Here is a 19,579-nt window from a genome sequence, read left to right as displayed (position 1 = left end):
TAACTTTTTGCTATGAAAAGAAAGCATCATCATAAAAAGAAAATTTCTCCAACCAAGAAATGGTCTGCCAAACTGCATTTGTGGTTTGGTTTGTCTGTTGGTATCATTATATTCATAGTCTCTCTTACAGGGACTTTGTATGTTTTTAAGGATGAAGTACAGAATTTACTCCGTAAAGACGCTATTTATGTACAACAGAACCTTTCAGACCAAAAACCATTACCCATTAGCATCCTTCGGGAAAAGGTAAGTCTGGAGCTCAATGAAAAATACCCGATCAGCTCTGTTGAGGTATCCTTAGACAAAGGAAAATCTTATCGCTTTTTATATTACGAAAAGAGTAAGAAAGGCTGGAACTACTTTCAACAGGTACTGATCAACAAACAGGTCTATGTCAATCAGTATACAGGGCAAATTCTTGCTGTGTATGATGAAAAATATGATGTATTCAACATTTTGAAATATATTCACTGGGGGCTTCTATTGAATTCCGAATGGGGACCATATGTAGTGGGAATTCCAACGGTATTATTTATCATCATGCTGATTACCGGAATCATTTTATGGTGGCCTAAAAACAAAAATGCAAGAAAAGGAAGATTCTGGTTCAATTGGGAAAATATAAAAAACTGGAAACGCAAAAATTATGATCTTCATAATATATTAGGGTTCTATGCCTCATTTATTGCCTTAATAATGAGTGTGACGGGGATTTACTTTGCCTATCCTTATGTAAAAAACACTTTTAATCTGGCCATATCCGGTTATTGGGAGCAGCCAAAAGAAAAGGAAATCAAATCTCCGGATTCTCTGATGGTAAAGTCAGATGCCGTTTTTGATATTGCAGCACTCCAGGCAGAAAAACTATATGCGGGATCATCCAGTTTCAGAATTACTTTAAATGGAAAAAATAAAAAAGGAAAGGAGCTCAAAAATCTTCCGGTCACTGTGTATGGTCAGGATGGAAGATTCAGTGAAAGAAACCTGCTTACTTTCGATAAATACTCAGGAAAACTACTAGCCAATAAACCTCATCACAAACTAAAAGCCGCAGAAAAATATGCAAATGCCAATTATGATGTCCACACCGGATCTTATTTCGGACTGTTTGGAAAAATTATCTGGTTTATCGCCGGTCTTATCTGCACCTCACTCCCTGTTACCGGATTTTTGGTCTGGTGGGGGAAAAGAAAGAAACAAGGAAAGAAAATATAATGAAAAAAGCAATTTTATCAGCTGCCAGTCTGGGAACTACAATCGTTTTTGGCCAGGTAAAAGATAGTTTAAAAACCCAAAATGTGGATGAGGTTGTGATGACGGCTTCCAGAAAAAAAGAGAACATTAAAGAAGTTCCCAGCTCGATCACAGTGGTTGGAGAAAAGCAGATTCAGTCTCAGTTGACCGTCAATTCAGATATCACAAGCATATTGCAATACACCGTTCCCAGTTTAGGAACCAATTCCGGACAGACATCCAATACCGGGCAAACATTAAGAGGCCGCCAGGTATTAGTATTGATTGATGGAATTCCTCAGTCTACTCCGCTACGAAATGGTGCAAGAGATCTGAGATCGATAGATCCTTCAGCTATTGAAAGAGTTGAGGTCATTAAAGGAGCATCATCAATCTACGGAAATGGTGCTGACGGAGGGATCATCAATTATATCACAAAAAGAAATAAAACGGATCAAAAGATTTCCGGAATATCACAGATTGGTTTTACCGGGCAGCCTTATGGAGGTACATTAGGAGTAAGAGCCAGCCAGCTTTTATCCGGCAAGGTCAACAAATTTGATTACACCCTTTCATTAGCGTATGAAAGAACAGGATATATGAAAGACGCAGACGGTGTCTTCCTAAGTCCTACTTACAGTACTGCAAAAATGGACAATTACAACGGTTTGTTGAAATTGGGTTATAACATAAATGATAATCAAAGAATTGAAGCATCTTATATTGGCTATTCCTCAAGATCAGATCTTAATCTGGGTCTAAGTACAGGAAAGTATGGTATAAAGCCTACGATTGGTGAAGGATTGGGAAAAGGATTGGAAACAACTCCTCAGGGAACACCGAAAAACCACAATATCAGACTAAGTTATGACAATAAAAACCTTTTTACCGGAACTTCTCTAAACATCAATCTTTATTATCAGGACTTTAAAACCGTTTATGGTTATAGTGATACTTTCTTTAACGGAGGGCAGTCTAATGTCCTTTCAAAAAAAGCAGGTGCCCGATTCAATTTTGATACCCAGCTTTGGAATTCTGCCAATTCTCAGGGAGAAGTCATCTACGGAGTGGATATTCTGAACGATCAAACCGTACAAAAATTGGAAGACGGCAGATTCTGGACTCCTAATATGAACATGACCAATATTGCTCCTTTCTTATTGGCAAAAGTTGACTTGTTTAAAAAATTGACCATCAAGGCAGGACTTCGTTATGAAAACATCAAAGTAAATGTAGATGACTTTAATACTCTTTCTGTAATTAAAAGTGACGGAACATTTACCAAGAGCATTCCCGTAGTTGGAGGAAAACTTAACTATAATGCTTTAGTGGGAAATATTGGAGTCCGTTATAATATTGAACCTTATATTAATCTTTTTGCAAGCTTTTCACAGGCCTACTCTATCAATGAATTAGGAAGAATCTTAAGAACTTCAACGTCAGAAACCATTAAAAGCCTTGAAACAAAACCCATTATTGTCAACAATTACGAACTGGGAGCAACAGGACAGCTTTCCAGCTGGCTTAATTATGAATTGACTTCTTATGTGAGTACTTCAAAACTGGGAGCCTCATTTGTACAGAGCCCGGACAGAGCTCTGATGATCCAGCGATCACCGGAAATAGTATATGGAGTCGAAGGCTTTTTACATTTTACCCCGGTAAGATGGATACAGTTTGGTGGAAGCTACAGCTGGATGGAAGGAATTACCTCTGTAAAGGATGACGGAGATTATTCTACTAAGATCAACAATAGCAGGATTTCAGCTCCTAAAGTTCTTGCTTATGTGCAGGCAAAGCCAATCCCGGCATTATCTGTTGGGCTGGATATGCTCCATTCTTTTACCCAAAACCGATTTGAACCGAAAGCAGGACTCTATACCTATGGAGAAGGCTATGTACCGGAGTATACAGTTTTCAATTTCAAGTCAAGCTATGAAGTTAACCGCAACTGGAAGTTATCTTTAGGTATCGAGAACATATTCAATAAAAAATACCAACCTGCTATCGCGTGGTGGACAGCAAGGGACAGCGAATTCGTTAACGCACTGGGAATGAGAGGAACTTTCATTATTGAATACAAATTTTAATTAATCTAAATAAAAAGTAAAGTTTATCTTTGCAGAACTTTAACTGTATTATGAAGAAAAATCATCACCACAAGAAGAAAAAAACCTGGATTTTTTAAAAAATGGTCCGCAAAACTCCATTTATGGTTTGGGCTTGTTATTGGGTTTTTAATCTTTATTATCTCTATTACCGGAGCATTATATGTATTTAAGGATGAGGTAGAAAACTATACCCGAAAGGATGTAATCTACCACCATGAAAATAACATTGAGCAAAAGCAGGTTCTTCCCATCCGTGTTATGGAAAAAGCAGTAGCTGAACAGGTAAAAGAGAAATATCCGATTCATTGGGTTAATATTCCTATTGACAAGAAAATGTCCTATATGTTCTTCTGGTACGAACATAATACAGATGCCTGGAATTATTTTGATGAATTTCCTATTTATAAACAAGCCTATGTAAACCCATATACAGGAAAGGTACTAAGAGTTTATGATGAAAAGAACGGGTTTTTCAATATTATAAAAATGATCCACTGGAGCTATCTTCTTAAGCAGGACTGGGGAACTTATGTGGTAGGAATACCTGTGATTATCTTCATCATCATGCTCATTACAGGAATTGTTTTATGGTGGCCTAAAAATAAAGCAGCAAGAAAACAACGTTTTTCTTTCAAATGGAAAAATATCAAGAGTTGGAAAAGGAAAAACTATGACCTTCACAATGTACTGGGTTTTTATGCTTCAATTTTTGCCCTTATATTCTCAATTACAGGATTATTTTATGCCTTCTTTGTGGTTCAGGCGATGATCTATGTACTATTTTCCGGTGGAGAAACCCAATATCCGGACTTCTCTCATATCAAGACAAAGGCTCCAATAGAAATGAGAACTGAAACTACTCTTGATAAGATCATCAGCACTGTTGAAAAAAAATATCCTGATTCTTATGGCTTTGCCATAGATCTGGGGCATGAGCACATGGATGACCATGAACATCCTAACTTTGAAGTATATGTAAAACACCTTACTTACTCTTATCACAAAAGCAGCAGCCTTATTTTTGATGAAAATTCAGGTGAATTGCTGCATACCCATGATCCAAAAGATAAAAACTTTGGAGAGAAGGTAGTAAGTGCCAATTATGATATTCACGTAGGCGCTATTTTAGGGCTTCCTACAAAGATTATTGCTTTTATTGTAAGTCTTATCTGCGCTTCTCTTCCGGTAACAGGTTTCATGATCTGGTGGGGGCGAAGAAAGAAAAAACCGGCAAAAACAGCTTAATCTTTTAAATAATACAAGGTTAATAAGCTATTAATACAATCTTTTTTATAATTTTAGCCCTTAGAATTTAATAATAGAAATGTCATTAATAGATTTATCAAAACAGGTTGCCCTTGGAGTTGACATCGGCGGAACCAATACCAAGTTCGGAATTGTAAACCACCGTGGTGAAGTTCTGGATAAAGGAAACCTTAAAACAGATGCCTATGATAAAGTAGAAGATTTCATCGATGCTTTATATGAACATGTATACCCTTTAATGGAAAAACATGGTGCTGAAAAGCACTTCGACGGAATTGGTGTAGGAGCTCCCAACGCCAACTATTATAAAGGAACGATTGAATTAGCACCCAATCTACCCTGGAAAGGAGTAATTCCTTTTGCTGAGCTGATGACCGCAAAATTCAATTTACCGTGTACAGTAACCAACGATGCTAATGCTGCAGCGTTAGGAGAAATGCTTTTCGGAGCAGCACGCGGAATGAAAGATTTCATTATGATTACTTTAGGAACAGGAGTAGGAAGCGGTATTATCGCCAACGGAAACCTGATCTACGGACATGACGGTTTTGCTGGAGAATTAGGACACACTATTGTAAAACCGGGAGGAAGAAAACACTGGAGTACTGGATCTGAAGGAAGTCTGGAAGCCTATGCTTCTGCAACAGGAATTACCATCACAGCTAAGAAGATGAGAGCAGAATTCCCGGAATCTATGCTAAACCAATATCCTGAAGACGAGATCAATTCTAAAACAGTATATGAATGTGCCATGAAAGAAGACCCGATTGCCATTGAGGTTTTCAGATATACAGGACAAAAGCTGGGGGAAGCATTAGCCAATTTTGTAATGTTTTCTTCACCTCAAGCTATTCTGTTATTCGGTGGAGTAATCAAAGCCGGAGATTTTATCTTAAAACCTGCTAAACTTCATATGGAAAGGAACCTGCTTCCGATCTTTAGAAATAAAGTAAAACTAGTATTCAGTGAGCTGGACGAAGCCGACGCTGCTATTTTGGGAGCAAGTGCTTTGGTTTGGGAAAAATAACTGATACTCTTATCATATTTAAAGCGATCTCATGATGAGATCGCTTTTTTTATTTGCCACGAATTCACGAATGAATTTATTAATACATTTGTGGTCTAAAAAACAGCTCTTTTGTATAAACCCAGACTTACTTTTATCATTAGTATTATCTATGAAAACAATTCACTATATCCGTATCAGAATCCATCAACTTTTTCTTACTTTTGATTAGCATTTTCCGCAAACTTTACAGCTCAGGAAAATGTAATAAAACAATATAATTACCAAAAAATGGATAACAATAATTTAGAAACCATCGTTTTCGGTGGCGGATGCTTCTGGTGTGTAGAAAGCTGCTTCAACTTATTAAAAGGTGTTGAAGCTGCTATATCAGGATATTCTGGTGGTCATAAACAAAATCCAACCTACCAGGAAGTGTGTACCGGAGAAACAGGTCATGCAGAAGTAGTACAAATCACTTATAATCCATCCATAATTTCTTATGAACAACTTATGGATGTTTTCTTCTTCCTACACGATCCTACTCAGCTTAACAGACAGGGAAATGACATTGGAACACAATACCGTTCAGTTATTTATTATAAAGATGAGACTGAAAAACAAAAAGCAGAACAAGCCATCAAAGCTTCTCAGGAATCAGGAAGATGGGCTGGAGCTTACGTCACTGAACTGGCTCCATTTGAAAAATTCTGGCCGGCAGAACAGTATCACCAAGGATACTACAATGATAACCCTACCCAGCCTTATTGCAGCGCAGTGGTAGGCCCTAAAATCCAGAAATTTAAAAAATATTTTGGAGAACTGGGAATGCTGAATGCTGAGTAAAGCCTTATATTTTAAGTTTGAATAAAGCCAAATTTGATGATATAAATTCAGTTAAACGAACTTTAGTCCATTCCTATTGATATTATTCCAGAAAATGTGGCCTAGCATTTAAAATGTCAATATAAAATACAGTAGCGAAGAGGAAATCTCTTCGCTTTTTTTATCATGAATAGCTAAAGATTTGCTGTTAATTGAATTTTAAAATTATTCTTCTAATATTGCATTTTGCCCTGCATAATTTTCCAATATTCTTTCAGAAACTTCTTTTAATGTTTTTTCATTTTCAGGGTGTCTTCCAAAACTTGTAAAGAATTCAACATTATTATTGCTTTTATCATACCATACTTTCTCCATAGCATTTTTAGTAGTAAGCGTGTCTGGCCTTGTAATTTTCTTAAAGTATTTAAACATATATTCATTCATCGGAATTACTTCAACCTGAGATCCGAGAGAACTACTATCTGTTGCCATATATCTATCTTTATCCCAATACATATAAGCTTTATTAGTGGCAGGAGGTCCCCACCCGGAAATAAGACCTAAAGATCTAGAATTCTTACCATTAGAAAAAACAACACCTCCTGTAACTAGAAATAAAACAAAAGTCATTTCTAAAATACCCAATCCGTTTTTCTTCATAAAATCCTGTAATAAAAATGTTGGTGTTACAGTAATAATTATTTGTTGGATTTTATCCGACAGATCTTTAAAGCTCAAAGTAAATGTCGTTTTACCGTCACCCTCTATGTTGACTCTACTACAAAAATCATCAAAATTATCATATCCTATATACTTACTTAAATAATATAGAGCATCATCATCAATATTGTAGTCTTCATTTTTTTGTACTAAATAGGTATAAAACCGGCTGTATGTTTTATCATCCCTTGAAAAATCATACTGTTCTTCAAACAATAAACTCAAGTATTTCGAAACGGAACTTTTATTCTTACGAGGAAGCACATTTTTAGCTGTTTCAAATACCGTTTTTATTAAAAATCTTTTCTTTTCGCACATAATGTTTCGGGTATTAGTTATTCGCTGTCCAAATTAGACATAAACTTGAAAGAAAATTTACGGTTTACCGCAAAAATCAACCATTTACATATTATCCAACTGTCCACTAACTGTCCGAATATTTGAGGTTATATACAAGATATTTGTAAAAGAAATCAGGAACAAAAAAACATTAAAAAAATCTAAAAACTGATTTCAAAATCACCAGATAAAACGGAGGGAAAACTCCGGGTTGGGAAGCAGATGTTTCTCCTCCGTTTTTGAAGGTTCACTTCCCAAAAAAATTAGAAGCGCTTCGAAATTTTAACTGTGTACTGCCCGAGAATTTTTTTTCTCGGGAGGAAGAAAAACAATTTCAAACGAAAAAATTTTTAAGGAAATGATCCAGTTTATATTAATGCTATTGAGCTTAGCATTCCAAAATAATACAGTAAATACAACAAATGATAGTAATTCAACGCCAATCATCACGCAAAGTGATACCAATCAGGGCGATGCCGGTGTTAATCCCGGAGATACAGGTGGAGATACGGGGCAAACGCCTCCCAGATAATTATTAATAAAAAATAAGTGGAAGATTACTCTTCCACTTATTTTTTATATTTTAGTTCAAACTAATTACATTGAAAAATTTTTATTTTTTTACTTTTTTTATATTGTCTTGTTCCCAAGATCATCATCCAACACACAAATCCATTACCAATTCATTTTATGAAACAGCTTGGAAAAACAAAGATCAAGGCGATACCGATAGTGCATTATTAAATTTTTATAAAGCAAGAGATATTTTTCTTAAAAAACATGATACTATTGGCGCAGGTAAAAGTATTATAAATATAGGAATTATTTTAACAGAAAAAGGAGACTATTTCGGAGCACAGGAAACTTCCTTAGAAGCTACACATTACTTTAATGAAAGAAAAGTATCAAATTACGAATTTATAAAATCCAACTATAATAATCTTGGAATTGCCTCATACAATCTGAAAGACTATGATAATGCCTTAAAATTTTATGATTTAGCCATTAAATTTTCAAATAACCCATTAGATACAAAAATTTATCTAAACAATAAAGCCAAGGCTCTTCAAGAAATTAAAAAGTACAATGATGCTATAAATATTTACAATCAAATTCTAGAAAATACCAGCAAAAATAAAACAGAATTCGCAAGAACCCTTACTAATTTGGCCAAAACAAAATGGTTAGATAATCCATCTTATAATCCTATCCCAGAATTAAAAAAATCACTGGACATAAGGATAAAAGAAAATGACAGATGGGGACAAAACTCAAGCTATGCTCATATTGCAGATTACTACATTAAAGAAAATAACCTAGATTCGGCTCTATTTTTTGCTAAAAAAATGTATTTGGTTTCGAAAGAACTTAAAAGTCCTGATGACCAAATTGAAGCATTACAAAAGCTTATACTTGCAGAAACCCCTGAAAATTCAAAAAGCACTTTTCTTAAATATCAAAAACTAAACGATAGTATTTCTTTAGCCAGAAGTAAAGCAAAAAACCAATTTGCATTAATAAAATTTGATGTTGAAAAAATTAAAACAGATAATGCCGAAAAAGAAATTAAAATTTTACAACGCAATATTGGTATAGCGGCCTTATCATTAATACTAATATTAGGGCTATTTTGGTATAAAAGAAGAAAAAAGAGACTCCAACAGGAAAAAGAACTTGAAGTAAAAAACACGCAGCTCAAAATGTCAAAGAAAGTTCATGATGTGGTTGCCAATGGTATTTATCAGGTAATGACCAAGATCGAAAACCAGGAAGATTTTGACCGGGATAAAGCGCTTGACGAATTGGAATTTGTATATGAAAAATCAAGGGATATTTCCTATGATAAAATTGGAGAAGAAAAAGAGTTCAGCAAAGTCGTCTCAGAGCTTATCGCTTCTTTTAATAATGATACCATAAAAACCTTTACCGCAGGAAACAGTCCTGCAATCTGGGAGTCCGTTTCACCTACAGTAAAAGAGGAAGTTTACCAAATGGTTCGTGAGCTGATGGTCAATATGAAAAAGCACAGCCAGGCCAGTCATGTTGCGGTTAAATTTGAAAAAATAAACAATGTCTTTGAAATTCAGTACAAAGACAATGGAATAGGGATTCCGGGGGATCTTGTTTATAAAAACGGCTTACGCAATGCGGCATCCCGTATTGAAGCAATCAATGGAACCCTTACTTTTGAAACGAAAATTGAAAAAGGGCTGAAGGTAAATCTTTCATTCCCTGTCTCCTAACTATGCAGCCATGTTCAAAAAAGTTTTAATCGTTGAAGATCAGGAAATCATGAACCAGGGAATCCTGAACACGATAAAAGAGTTAAACATCCCTGATTTTGATTATGTAACCTATTGTGATGAAGCATTAAGCAGAATTAGAACAGCTTTTGAAAGAAAAAATCCTTATGATCTGCTTATTGCTGATCTGTCGTTTGTCCAAGACCATATTCCTCAGAAGCTTCATTCCGGACAGGAACTTATTCGTGAGGCCAAAAAAGTTCAGCCGGGTTTAAAAGTAGTGGTGTTTTCTGTTGAAAAGAAAGCAAAAACAATTGACGATCTTTACAAAATCTATAAGATTGACGGATTTGTAAGCAAAGCAAGACGTGACGGACAAGGTCTGAAAAGCACAATACGGAAAATCTTTAACGGAGAGACCGTAATTCCCCAGGAAATTTTGAATGCCATGCGTCATATTTCTTCCGAGTTTGATGCATATGATATCAAATTGCTTGGGCTATTAGCCAAAGGCTACAAGCAGAATGAAATAAGCACCTGCCTGAAAGAGCACGGAATGATCCCCTATGGCATCCGGTCTATTGAAAAGAGACTAAATGAACTTAGGGATAGTCTTGGTGCAAAAAATAATATTGAGATGATCGTCATCTGCAAAGATATTGGCCTCATCTGATCAGCCTGCTGAAATATCATTTTTTTCGTCCCTTTTACGTGAACCCGTAATGACAAAAAATTAAATGAATATACTTTTGAGGTCTTAACCAATTTTTTAATTAAACCGTATAACCATGTTCAAAAAAATTTTAATTGCCGAAGATCATGAAAGCATCAATATTTCTGTTCAGAAAACCCTTGAGGAACTGAATATTCCCACGGTAGATTATGTATATTATTGTGATGATGCTATAGGAAAAATTCAGAAAGCATTACGGGAAAAATATCCTTATGACCTGTTGATTACAGATCTGTATTATGAAGAAGATCATCATGATCAAAACCTTAAAGACGGAAAAGAACTCATCAGAAGAGCAAAAGAGATACAGCCTGATTTGAAAGTTATTGTATTTTCAGCGGAACATAAAACGGGTGTAATAGAAAATCTCTTTTCAGATTATGAAATCAATGGATATATCCGTAAAGCCAGAAACGATTCAAAAGAACTGAAAAAGGCGATTGCATCCGCATACATTGGCGAAAATTATTTATCTTTTGATCTGAAGCAGGATATGAAAAAGTTCAACAGCTATGAGTTTTCTACATTCGACATTACTCTTGTCTCTCTTCTTTCTAAGGGAATCTTACAGAAAAACATTCCTGCCCACCTCGACGAAAGAAATATTAAACCCTCCAGCCTGAGCAGCGTTGAGAAAAGATTAAACAGTCTGAAGGAAGACCTTGAAATCAACAGCAATGAACAGCTGGTAGCCTTCTGCAAAGACATCGGGATTATATAATACACAATTCATTTTACGTACAGCCTTTCAAATTTTTTGAAAGGTTTTTTTATTTTTTGCCCGTTTTACGGAAACCCGTAACAGACCAAAATTTAATGCTCATATTTTTGGACTGTTAAACAATAAACAATTTTATTATGAAAAAGGAATATTATCTTAATAAGAATCAACAGTCTAATGGAGACTATGAAGTGCACGAAAGTTCATGTCAATTTTTACCATCTCCTGAAAACCGAATTTATTTAGGCAGTTTTTATACTTGCCAGGAAGCAGTAAATGAAGCGAAAAGACGATTCCCAGTTCAAAGAAACAATATCAACGGGTGTTATTATTGTTCAAACGCATGTCATACAAGTTAAAGTTAAATAAGAAAAGTTAATCATGGGAAAATTCGTAATCACACAAAGAGTCAACAAAGAGTATCAGTTTAATCTGAAAGCCGGAAACGGTGAAATTATTTTAACCAGTGAAGGATATGTTCAGAAAGCATCCTGCCAGAAAGGTATCAAATCTGTAAAAGTCAATTCTCAGGATCTTTCAAGATACGACAGAAGACTTGCAAAAAATGGAAAAGACTATTTCGTGTTAAAAGCTAGAAACGGTGAAATTATCGGAAACAGCCAGATGTACAGTTCAAAATCCGGAATGGAAAATGGTATAGCTTCTGTAAAATCAAATGCTCCGGCAGCAGAAATCGTTGATGAAACTTTAAAAAATTAAAAACTATGGATCTTAAAATTAAACTTGAGCAGCTGCACCAGAAAGTAATAGGCCTTAAAGACCAGATAGGAACAGAAGAAGCCACAAAAAATGCTTTCGTAATGCCTTTCATACAAATCCTGGGCTATGATATTTTCAATCCTACGGAAGTGGTTCCGGAGCATGTCTGTGATATCGGAACAAAAAAAGGAGAAAAGGTAGATTATGTGATCAAAAATAATGATGAGCCCATCTTCATTATTGAATGTAAGCATTGGAAAGAAAGTGCCGATGCTCATAATTCACAGCTTCACAGATATTATCATGTTTCCAAAACAAGATTCGGAGTGTTGACCAATGGTATCGTTTATAACTTTTATACAGATCTGGAAAAGCCCAATATTATGGATGAAAAACCGTTTTTCACTATCAATATTGAAGATCTGAAAGACAGTTCCATCAAAATTCTGGAAAGTTTCACCAAAAAAGACTATAACCTTGAAAGTATTCTTGATTCTGCAGAAGCATTAAAGTATATCAAAGCCATCAGAAAAGAATTCGAAAAAGAAATTGAAAACCCATCTGATGAATTGGTAAAACTTCTGGTGAACCGTTTCTTTGAAAAACCTTTAACAGCCAACAGAATGATATCGTTCAAAGAATATGCTAAAAAAGCATTGACGACTTCTATTAATGAATCGATCAGTTTCCGGCTAAAGTCTGCATTGAGCATCAATGAGCAGATAGAACAAAAGGAAGACGATGTGAAAACATCACAGCCTATTGATCAAAATAATGATTCTAAAATTGTCACCACAGAAGAAGAGCTGGAAGGTTTTCAGATTGTAAAAGCAATTCTGAGAGAGAAAATTCCTTCTTCGAGAATTGCCTACCGGGATACTTTATCCTACTTCGGTATCCTGTTGGATGACAACAACAGAAAACCGCTTTGCAGACTGCATTTTAATACAACGAATAAATATCTGGAAACTTTCCACAACGGAAAAGAAGCTGGTGAAAAGGTTTTATTGAATACCCTTGATGAAATATATAATTACAGAAATCAGCTTCATCTGACGCTGGAAAATTATGCATAAAAATTACTCATCATGAAAAAACTAATCTCATTTATCATACTTACCTTCAGCATATTTATTTTAAATTCCTGTTTTAAAGCCAATGACAATGTAGGACATGGCGGAAGATGTACAGGTTCTGCTTATTGTACAGCTTGTTCAAATTGTTCAGGATGCGGACATTGTAGCAGTGGTGGAACTTGTGGTGTCTGCCGTGGTGGATCTTCAGGAAAAAGCTCTTCTTCGAGGATCCCCTCGAAAGGCAAGTCTAAAAAACATAAATCCCCGGACTCCTACAGATCTTCAAAGCCCCATAACGGCAAGCCTCCAAAAGTATTTATTGATAAGGTAAACATCAATCTTAACTCTAACAACAGATATATTGCAGGCATTGCAACAACAAATGTTTATGAGAAGCCCACTTTTAAATCTAAAGTAATAACAAAAGCTCCTAAAGACGCCAAACTAATACAGCTCTCAAAGGAAGGATCATGGTATAAAGTACAGGTGAAATCAAGTGGAAAAGTAGGATTTGTTTTCAATAAAGATGTAAAATAATCAAAAAACAAAATAATATGAACTTAAAGAAATTTTTAAATGAAGAACAGGATCCTCAAGCTGTTGAAAAGCTTTTAGGAAGAATCAACAGTTTACTTACCTCACAAGAATTTGTAGAATATATAGCTGTTCAGAAGAAACCTGTGATCAATTTATCTCCTGATTGTATTGCTCTAACCAACAGAAGAATTATTTTCTGCAGGCCGAAAACCTTCGGTTTGTCAATGGATTTTCAGGATTATAATTGGGTGGATATAGCTGATTGTCATATCAAAGAAGGAATTGTTGGCTCAACTTTTACAATGAGAACAACGAAAAACTATATTAATATGATGGATTATCTCCCTAAAAACCAAGCAAGAAAACTGTATCAGTTTGCACAGGAAGTAGAAGAAAGAATGCGGGGGTTAAGAAGAGAAAAAAATCTTGAAACATTAAGAGCTTCCGCAGGGGGCGTTACCGTAAATAATGCCACACCTATTATCACCCACCCTCAACAATTTGAACAGGAGAAAAAACCACTATTGATAGAGAATGAAGATCCTTTTGCCTTATTACAGAAGTTAAAAGACTTGAAAGAGAATGGAATAATTTCTCCTGAAGAATTTGAAATAAAAAAGAACGAAATCTTATCTAGAGTTTAAATTATGAAATCAAAATCTACCACCGCCCTACTCGCATTTTTCCTTGGAGGATTGGGCATTCACAGATTTTACTTAGGTCAAAATGTTATGGGAATACTTTACCTGGTGTTTTGTTGGACCTTTATTCCTGCCTTAATTGCATTATTTGATTTCTTCGTCTTTATTTTTATGTCTGAAAGCCGTTTTAATTATAAATACAATCTCAAAACAGGATTTTAAATAAACTTTTATGAAACCATTTCTCACCTTTTGTGCGTTATGTTGTTTCATCGGCATTTTCAGACTTCCCATAGAATATTATACTTTCCTCAGAATTCTTGTTTCTCTTGGAGCCTTACTGGTTTTATACAATACATTGAGTTCCAGGCAGCACTATTTCAGTATAATTTTTCTGGTTATCCTCATTCTTTTCAATCCCGTTTTCCCTATTTATCTGTATCGGAAAAGCATTTGGATCCCGATAGATACGATAACAGGAGCTTTATTCTTACTCATTAACTTCATAGAAAGAAAAGAGCATACAAAAAAGAAGAAGAAACTGCCGAAGAAACCTCAGAGCACTCACCTCCCATACACCAGAGAACTGTCTCCAGAGACAGAATTATTAATCCTAAAACAACAAAACAAGAGTAACAACCATTATGGAAAACAATCAAATAACAGAAAACCTCAAAGCTCATTTTTTAAGGCTGTATCAAATGGCAATCTGTGATGACGATTTCAGTGCATTAGAGCTGAAAATGCTTTACAAATGTGCTGAAGAAAGAGGTATCTCATCAAAAAATTTGGATGAGATCCTTTTAAACCCGATCAATCTAAAATCATTGGTTCCGCAAACGATTGAAGAAAAAGTGGATTACCTCTATGACCTCACCGTCATGATCTGGGCTGACGGCATCGTTTCTCCGAATGAATACTCTGCCATACAAAAGTATGTTCTGATGTTCGGTTTTCTGGAAGAAAATACAACAGCTATTGTAGATTACCTCATTGAAGCCATAAAAATCGGCAAGAACAAAAGCGAAATTTTATATGAATTAAAAAACTAATCATCATGGATACCACCAGTATAAAAAATTTATTTAAACTAAAATCCGTTCCCATAGAACATCAACCGGAACAGCTTCCTAAAAGTGATGTCATTCCGGGTGATGAATCTTTCGAAGAAACCCGAAAAAGGACCTACCACGAATCGGGTTACAGGGACAGCTCGCGAACCAGCGGAAATCACTCGACCCTATCTATATGTTTGGATGCCGTTTATTCAAAATTTCAGAATGAAGAAAAAGAAATGGTTGAAAAACAGAAAAATCTTAAAGAATCCTATGTAAACGAACAGAAAAACCGGGAAACTGAAATCAAAGCTTTATTCGTTTCACAGGAGACCAAAGAAGAACAATTACAAAACAAGAACACTGAAATTGAGAATCATCAGCATACCATTGAAACATTAAAAGCTGAGATCCTTGATCTTCCTAGAAACCCAGAAAAATATAATATAAAAGCGACAAGAGGAGCTTCTGCAAAATTCTGGATCGGACTTTTTCTTTTAATTCCCATCACCTTATATTTAGGAACATTCTATATCTCAACTTCTTATTCGGCATTTTTTAAAAGTTTTGATGCAAAAAGTACAATTATCCAAAGTGTTTTAGATGCGCAGGCCTTCAGCAAAGCATGGAACGAAGGAGTTATTGAAGGAGCATTTGTCACCTTGATTCCCTTTGTATTCCTAGGATTGGGTTACTTGATTCACATGTTCTGGGAGAATAAAACGAGAGCCAACTATATCAAGCTTGGTTTATTATTTATCGTAACATTTATTTTCGACTGCATTTTAGCCTACGAAATTGAGTCAAAATTGTATGAATTAAACAAAACTTTTGAATCTCCACCCTTTGATATTAAAATTGCTTTTACCAAAATTCAGTTTTGGGGAATAATTTTCGCAGGGTTTATTGTCTATATTATTTGGGGATTGGTCTTTGATTTTGTAATGAAAGAACACCGTGAAAAAGATAAGATTAAAAATGAACAGGAAATCAGACTGAAGAGAATTGAATTCTTTCAGGATAAAGTCAATATTCTAAAAAAAGAAATAGAAGAAATCCTTTCCAACATCGGAATGATAAAAGAAACTGTTATCAAAACCCGAGGCAGAATAGAAGAGCTTCAGAATATTATTGACGGCGTAATTATTCCGACCAAAGATTACAAACTTTACGCTTCGGAATATGTTCAGGGCTGGATCACTTTTATCGGTGAAAAAATAGCAGTGTCAAGAACGGAAAAACAAACAATGATTGACGACTGCATTGCCACCTACAATACCAGCTTGGAAGCTGTAGGTGCTAATTCCGACAACCAAAATTTAGTGTATTTATCATCTTTATAACGCTCAGATTATGAAAAAGATACTTTATTTATTATTGTTCATTTCTTTCGCTTCTTGCTGTAAAAACAAAGACGATGGAACAAACACTGGAAAGAAAAATTCTGTTTTGGCTGACCCAAACAATATCAATGTCAGCATTTTGATTGATTTATCCGATAGAATTGATCCTAATACAAACCCAAATCCTACAATGGAATACTATCAACGGGACACAGAGTATATCAAAGCCGTTGAAAAAGGATTTTTAAACCATATTAAATCAAAAAGAATCATCACCTATGACGATCAGATGCAGGTTTTCTTTAATCCGGAACCTTCAGATCCGAAAATGAATGAGTTTACCAAAGAATTAAAAGTTTCTTTCAATAAAGATACTCCAAGAAATTATTTTGATTCTGTTGATAATAAATATTCGGAGTTACCTTTAAAAATTTATAATTCAGCAATTAAAGATGGAAAATATGTAGGGTCCGACATCTGGGAATTCTTTAAAAATAAAGTCAAAGATTACTGTATAAAAGATGATCACAGAAACATCCTTTTCATTTTGACCGACGGGTATATGTATCATCAAAACACGAAGTTTGAAGAAAAAAATGAAAATTCTTACAGAACCTCCTATCTAACAACCAAACTTATAAAAGCCAATAACTTGACAACATCCGGTTTTAGAGATACCATTGAAAAAAATGGCTATGGTTTTGTAAAAGCAAATGAAAATCTGAGTAACCTTGAGGTTATCGTTTTAGGAATTAATCCGGAAAAAGGAAATCCTTTCGAACAAGCTGTTATTAAAGAATACTGGGAAAACTGGTTCAAAGAAATGAAAATTAAAAATTATCAGATTAAATCCGCCGATCTACCTTCCAACTTGGAGCCCATTATCTTAAAAGCGATTTCAGGGAAATAAAAAACACACTCAACATATTTAACTATTAAAAAAAGCGAAGAAAACATTTCCTCGCTTTTCTTTATTTTCTAATCATTTCCGTATGCGGAATATCATCCTCCAGATATTTCTTTCCGGTATCTTCAAAACCGAAATCACCATAAAATCTCAACAGATAATCCTGTGCAGAAATTCTGATCTCAGAAGTATGAAAACGATTTTCTATGATATCGACAGCATATTTGATCAATAGCTTTCCTAAGCTTTTTCCTCTGCCTTTTTCCGTTGTAAGAACTCTTCCAATGGAAGTTTCATCATATTTTATCCCTTTATCGAAAATACGGCAGTATGCCAATACATCTCCGTTTTCCTCTGCCCAGATGTGAACTGCTTTCTGATCATAATTATCCAAATCAGGATAAGGACAGTTCTGCTCTATAACAAAAACATCAATGCGGGCCTTCAATACAGCATACAGTTCAGAAACCGTAAACTCTTCAAAGGTTTTTACTTTCCAAACAATATTACTCATCGAAGCTAACTCCATTTTGAGTTAAAAAATCATTCGTTTTTTCAATAAAATCTAAAATAGCATCTCCCCCCTCTTTCTTTTCAGCTGAAGTGATATATAATTCAGGAAGATCTTCCCATGTTTTATGCAATTCCAGCTTATAATCTTCAACGTTCTTGATGACAGCATTAGGCTTCAGCTTATCTGCTTTTGTAAACACAATTGAAAACGGAACACCGCTCTCTCCACACCATTGCATAAAATCAAGGTCTATGGCCTGAGGCTTATGTCTAATATCTACCAATACAAAAAGATTCACAAGGTTTCTTCGGTTCAGGATATAATTGGTAATCAGTTTCTCGAAATCCTTTCTTTGAACTTTTGAAACCTTTGCATATCCATATCCAGGCAAATCGGTAAGATACCAGTTTTCATTCACATAAAAATGATTGATCAGCTGAGTTTTTCCGGGAGTTTGAGACGTTTTTGCAAGATCCTTATGATTCATCATTGCATTGATCAATGACGATTTTCCCACATTAGATCTTCCGATAAAAGCATACTCAGGAATATTCGGTTCAGGACATTCCTGCCATTTTCCACTGCTTTTTATAAACGTTGCTGTCTTAATAATCATCTTGAATATATTTTAGAAAAATAAACCATTAAGAAAAGCTCTTAATGGTTATTTGTTATGTATTTAAACTTTGTCTTTTATCCAGTTATATAGGATTTCATTGAATTCATCCGGTTTTTCCATCATCGCAGCATGACCGCAATGATCAATCCAGAACAAATCTGAATTGGGAATAAACTTATGCATATCCTCCGCTACTTCCGGAGGTGTTACATTATCCTGCTTCCCCCAGATGAGACATGTTGGTGTCACAATCTTTGGAAGATCGTTCAGCATATTGTGCTTGATGGCACTTCTTGCCAGCATTACTGTTTTTATTCCTTTCATTCTGTCATTTACCACTGCAAAAACTTCATCTACAAGATCTTCGGTAGCCACCTTTGGGTCATAAAAAACTTCTTCTGTTTTCTTTCTGATATAAGACCTGTCATTCTTTCTTGGAAAACTGTCCCCAAAAGTTCTTTCGTATAAGCCTGAACTACCGGTCAGAACAAGGTTCTTTACCAGATCAGGTCTTGCCAAGGTTAAAATAAGTCCTACGTGGCCTCCCATTGAGTTCCCAACAATAGTAACGGGACCAGAAATATGACTTTCTATAAACTTGATGATATATTTTGCGATAGTGGTAAGATTTGTATTGAGTACCGGCAAATCATAGATGGGCAACTGAGGAACATATACTTTGAATCCTCTGTCCGAAAAAAAAATCTACCATTTTATCGAAATTACTCAAACCACCCATTAATCCGTGCAACAGCACTAATGGATGTCCTTCCCCAGCCTCCACATAGGAATATTTCTTTTCTTTTTTTGTACTAAATATCATATAATGCCTTAATAAAGCCCTGCAAAAATACAAATTAAACCTCAAAAATATTTTGATTATCCTAATTTAAGATAAAAATAATACAATATTCTCCTTTTTAACTTTTTTTTCAAAATCCCTTTATTATGGCTTAAATAACACTTTTAA

21 protein-coding genes and 1 pseudogene are annotated in these 19,579 nt (G+C 35.0%); 18 read left to right on the top strand and 4 right to left on the bottom strand.

Features of this window, described 5'->3' with window-relative positions; translation table 11 throughout:
- Positions 1-12 precede the first annotated feature (12 nt).
- From H5J24_RS24130 to msrA, 5 genes are all read left to right on the top strand, one after another.
- Positions 13-1,215, top strand: a complete 1,203-nt coding sequence (locus tag H5J24_RS24130; protein ID WP_068941422.1) for a PepSY-associated TM helix domain-containing protein — start codon at positions 13-15, stop codon at positions 1,213-1,215.
- Entirely contained in the window at positions 1,215-3,323 is a 2,109-nt protein-coding gene (locus tag H5J24_RS24125) for a TonB-dependent receptor (RefSeq protein ID WP_068941511.1), read from the top strand. Before H5J24_RS24130 ends, H5J24_RS24125 begins: the two co-directional genes overlap by 1 nt.
- Positions 3,324-3,383: 60 nt before the next feature.
- Positions 3,384-4,589 carry a PepSY-associated TM helix domain-containing protein gene (locus H5J24_RS24120; RefSeq protein ID WP_429832711.1) on the top strand — a complete coding sequence of 402 codons (1,206 nt, stop codon included), beginning with the start codon at positions 3,384-3,386 and terminating at the stop codon, positions 4,587-4,589.
- A gap of 79 nt (positions 4,590-4,668) precedes the next feature.
- Complete coding sequence (locus H5J24_RS24115) at positions 4,669-5,637, top strand: ROK family protein (RefSeq protein ID WP_068941419.1); 969 nt, start codon at positions 4,669-4,671, stop codon at positions 5,635-5,637.
- Positions 5,638-5,907: 270 nt separating this feature from the next.
- On the top strand, positions 5,908-6,462 hold the full coding sequence (gene msrA, locus H5J24_RS24110; RefSeq protein ID WP_068941417.1) for a peptide-methionine (S)-S-oxide reductase MsrA: 555 nt from the start codon (positions 5,908-5,910) through the stop codon (positions 6,460-6,462).
- A 204-nt stretch (positions 6,463-6,666) separates the two neighbouring features.
- Here msrA and H5J24_RS24105 read toward each other — a convergent pair whose 3' ends face one another.
- Complete coding sequence (locus H5J24_RS24105) at positions 6,667-7,479, bottom strand: hypothetical protein (RefSeq protein ID WP_068941415.1); 813 nt, start codon at positions 7,477-7,479, stop codon at positions 6,667-6,669.
- Between the two features lie 379 nt (positions 7,480-7,858).
- On the opposite strand from H5J24_RS24105, the gene H5J24_RS24100 reads away from it, so the two are divergent.
- The 13 genes from H5J24_RS24100 to H5J24_RS24045 all read left to right on the top strand — a co-directional run bounded on the left by H5J24_RS24100 (position 7,859) and on the right by H5J24_RS24045 (position 17,479).
- Entirely contained in the window at positions 7,859-8,032 is a 174-nt protein-coding gene (locus tag H5J24_RS24100; RefSeq protein WP_167386966.1) for a hypothetical protein, read from the top strand.
- A gap of 70 nt (positions 8,033-8,102) precedes the next feature.
- On the top strand, positions 8,103-9,743 hold the full coding sequence (locus tag H5J24_RS24095) for a tetratricopeptide repeat-containing sensor histidine kinase (RefSeq protein WP_082811070.1): 1,641 nt from the start codon (positions 8,103-8,105) through the stop codon (positions 9,741-9,743).
- A gap of 10 nt (positions 9,744-9,753) precedes the next feature.
- Entirely contained in the window at positions 9,754-10,416 is a 663-nt protein-coding gene (locus H5J24_RS24090) for a DUF5932 domain-containing protein (protein ID WP_068941413.1), read from the top strand.
- Between the two features lie 115 nt (positions 10,417-10,531).
- Positions 10,532-11,197 carry a response regulator gene (locus H5J24_RS24085; protein WP_068941411.1) on the top strand — a complete coding sequence of 222 codons (666 nt, stop codon included), beginning with the start codon at positions 10,532-10,534 and terminating at the stop codon, positions 11,195-11,197.
- A 381-nt stretch (positions 11,198-11,578) separates the two neighbouring features.
- Complete coding sequence (locus tag H5J24_RS24080; protein ID WP_068941409.1) at positions 11,579-11,917, top strand: YegP family protein; 339 nt, start codon at positions 11,579-11,581, stop codon at positions 11,915-11,917.
- A gap of 5 nt (positions 11,918-11,922) precedes the next feature.
- Positions 11,923-12,993 carry a type I restriction endonuclease gene (locus H5J24_RS24075; protein WP_068941400.1) on the top strand — a complete coding sequence of 357 codons (1,071 nt, stop codon included), beginning with the start codon at positions 11,923-11,925 and terminating at the stop codon, positions 12,991-12,993.
- A 12-nt stretch (positions 12,994-13,005) separates the two neighbouring features.
- Positions 13,006-13,530 carry an SH3 domain-containing protein gene (locus tag H5J24_RS24070; RefSeq protein ID WP_068941399.1) on the top strand — a complete coding sequence of 175 codons (525 nt, stop codon included), beginning with the start codon at positions 13,006-13,008 and terminating at the stop codon, positions 13,528-13,530.
- Between the two features lie 17 nt (positions 13,531-13,547).
- Positions 13,548-14,174 carry a PH domain-containing protein gene (locus H5J24_RS24065; protein ID WP_068941397.1) on the top strand — a complete coding sequence of 209 codons (627 nt, stop codon included), beginning with the start codon at positions 13,548-13,550 and terminating at the stop codon, positions 14,172-14,174.
- A gap of 3 nt (positions 14,175-14,177) precedes the next feature.
- Positions 14,178-14,393 carry a TM2 domain-containing protein gene (locus H5J24_RS24060; RefSeq protein ID WP_068941395.1) on the top strand — a complete coding sequence of 72 codons (216 nt, stop codon included), beginning with the start codon at positions 14,178-14,180 and terminating at the stop codon, positions 14,391-14,393.
- A gap of 10 nt (positions 14,394-14,403) precedes the next feature.
- Positions 14,404-14,886: a DUF6804 family protein gene (locus H5J24_RS26310; protein WP_429831995.1), complete on the top strand. Its 483-nt coding sequence runs from the start codon at positions 14,404-14,406 to the stop codon at positions 14,884-14,886.
- Positions 14,816-15,223: a hypothetical protein gene (locus tag H5J24_RS24055; protein WP_068941391.1), complete on the top strand. Its 408-nt coding sequence runs from the start codon at positions 14,816-14,818 to the stop codon at positions 15,221-15,223. Before H5J24_RS26310 ends, H5J24_RS24055 begins: the two co-directional genes overlap by 71 nt.
- A gap of 5 nt (positions 15,224-15,228) precedes the next feature.
- The gene (locus H5J24_RS24050) at positions 15,229-16,569 is read left to right on the top strand and encodes a DUF4200 domain-containing protein (RefSeq protein ID WP_068941389.1); all 1,341 of its coding nucleotides are present in this window, start codon (positions 15,229-15,231) and stop codon (positions 16,567-16,569) included.
- Positions 16,570-16,579: 10 nt separating this feature from the next.
- Positions 16,580-17,479 carry a hypothetical protein gene (locus H5J24_RS24045; RefSeq protein WP_068941387.1) on the top strand — a complete coding sequence of 300 codons (900 nt, stop codon included), beginning with the start codon at positions 16,580-16,582 and terminating at the stop codon, positions 17,477-17,479.
- A 61-nt stretch (positions 17,480-17,540) separates the two neighbouring features.
- Here the strand turns inward: H5J24_RS24045 and H5J24_RS24040 are convergent, their stop codons facing one another.
- The 3 genes and pseudogenes from H5J24_RS24040 to H5J24_RS24030 all read right to left on the bottom strand — a co-directional run bounded on the left by H5J24_RS24040 (position 17,541) and on the right by H5J24_RS24030 (position 19,432).
- Positions 17,541-17,990 (bottom strand): GNAT family N-acetyltransferase, encoded by a 450-nt coding sequence (locus H5J24_RS24040; RefSeq protein WP_068941385.1) that lies wholly within the window; start codon positions 17,988-17,990, stop codon positions 17,541-17,543.
- Complete coding sequence (gene yihA, locus H5J24_RS24035) at positions 17,983-18,606, bottom strand: ribosome biogenesis GTP-binding protein YihA/YsxC (protein ID WP_068941383.1); 624 nt, start codon at positions 18,604-18,606, stop codon at positions 17,983-17,985. Before yihA ends, H5J24_RS24040 begins: the two co-directional genes overlap by 8 nt.
- A gap of 63 nt (positions 18,607-18,669) precedes the next feature.
- Positions 18,670-19,432 (bottom strand): annotated as a pseudogene (locus tag H5J24_RS24030) (alpha/beta fold hydrolase).
- Positions 19,433-19,579 lie beyond the last annotated feature (147 nt).

Origin of the sequence: Chryseobacterium capnotolerans (assembly GCF_021278965.1) — a bacterium.
Classification (GTDB): Bacteria; Bacteroidota; Bacteroidia; order Flavobacteriales; family Weeksellaceae; genus Chryseobacterium; species Chryseobacterium capnotolerans.
This window is presented reverse-complemented; position numbering and strand designations above follow the sequence as displayed.

Coding starts and splice junctions, on each gene's coding strand:
- H5J24_RS24045 (WP_068941387.1), top strand. CDS start 16,580: ATGAAAAAGATACTTTATTTATTATTGTTCATTTCTTTCGCTTCTTGC.
- H5J24_RS24065 (WP_068941397.1), top strand. CDS start 13,548: ATGAACTTAAAGAAATTTTTAAATGAAGAACAGGATCCTCAAGCTGTT.
- yihA (WP_068941383.1), bottom strand. CDS start 18,606: ATGATTATTAAGACAGCAACGTTTATAAAAAGCAGTGGAAAATGGCAG.
- H5J24_RS24075 (WP_068941400.1), top strand. CDS start 11,923: ATGGATCTTAAAATTAAACTTGAGCAGCTGCACCAGAAAGTAATAGGC.
- H5J24_RS24060 (WP_068941395.1), top strand. CDS start 14,178: ATGAAATCAAAATCTACCACCGCCCTACTCGCATTTTTCCTTGGAGGA.
- H5J24_RS24105 (WP_068941415.1), bottom strand. CDS start 7,479: ATGTGCGAAAAGAAAAGATTTTTAATAAAAACGGTATTTGAAACAGCT.
- H5J24_RS24090 (WP_068941413.1), top strand. CDS start 9,754: ATGTTCAAAAAAGTTTTAATCGTTGAAGATCAGGAAATCATGAACCAG.
- H5J24_RS24125 (WP_068941511.1), top strand. CDS start 1,215: ATGAAAAAAGCAATTTTATCAGCTGCCAGTCTGGGAACTACAATCGTT.
- H5J24_RS24080 (WP_068941409.1), top strand. CDS start 11,579: ATGGGAAAATTCGTAATCACACAAAGAGTCAACAAAGAGTATCAGTTT.
- msrA (WP_068941417.1), top strand. CDS start 5,908: ATGGATAACAATAATTTAGAAACCATCGTTTTCGGTGGCGGATGCTTC.
- H5J24_RS24050 (WP_068941389.1), top strand. CDS start 15,229: ATGGATACCACCAGTATAAAAAATTTATTTAAACTAAAATCCGTTCCC.
- H5J24_RS24100 (WP_167386966.1), top strand. CDS start 7,859: ATGATCCAGTTTATATTAATGCTATTGAGCTTAGCATTCCAAAATAAT.
- H5J24_RS24130 (WP_068941422.1), top strand. CDS start 13: ATGAAAAGAAAGCATCATCATAAAAAGAAAATTTCTCCAACCAAGAAA.
- H5J24_RS24070 (WP_068941399.1), top strand. CDS start 13,006: ATGAAAAAACTAATCTCATTTATCATACTTACCTTCAGCATATTTATT.
- H5J24_RS26310 (WP_429831995.1), top strand. CDS start 14,404: ATGAAACCATTTCTCACCTTTTGTGCGTTATGTTGTTTCATCGGCATT.
- H5J24_RS24040 (WP_068941385.1), bottom strand. CDS start 17,990: ATGAGTAATATTGTTTGGAAAGTAAAAACCTTTGAAGAGTTTACGGTT.
- H5J24_RS24055 (WP_068941391.1), top strand. CDS start 14,816: ATGGAAAACAATCAAATAACAGAAAACCTCAAAGCTCATTTTTTAAGG.
- H5J24_RS24085 (WP_068941411.1), top strand. CDS start 10,532: ATGTTCAAAAAAATTTTAATTGCCGAAGATCATGAAAGCATCAATATT.
- H5J24_RS24115 (WP_068941419.1), top strand. CDS start 4,669: ATGTCATTAATAGATTTATCAAAACAGGTTGCCCTTGGAGTTGACATC.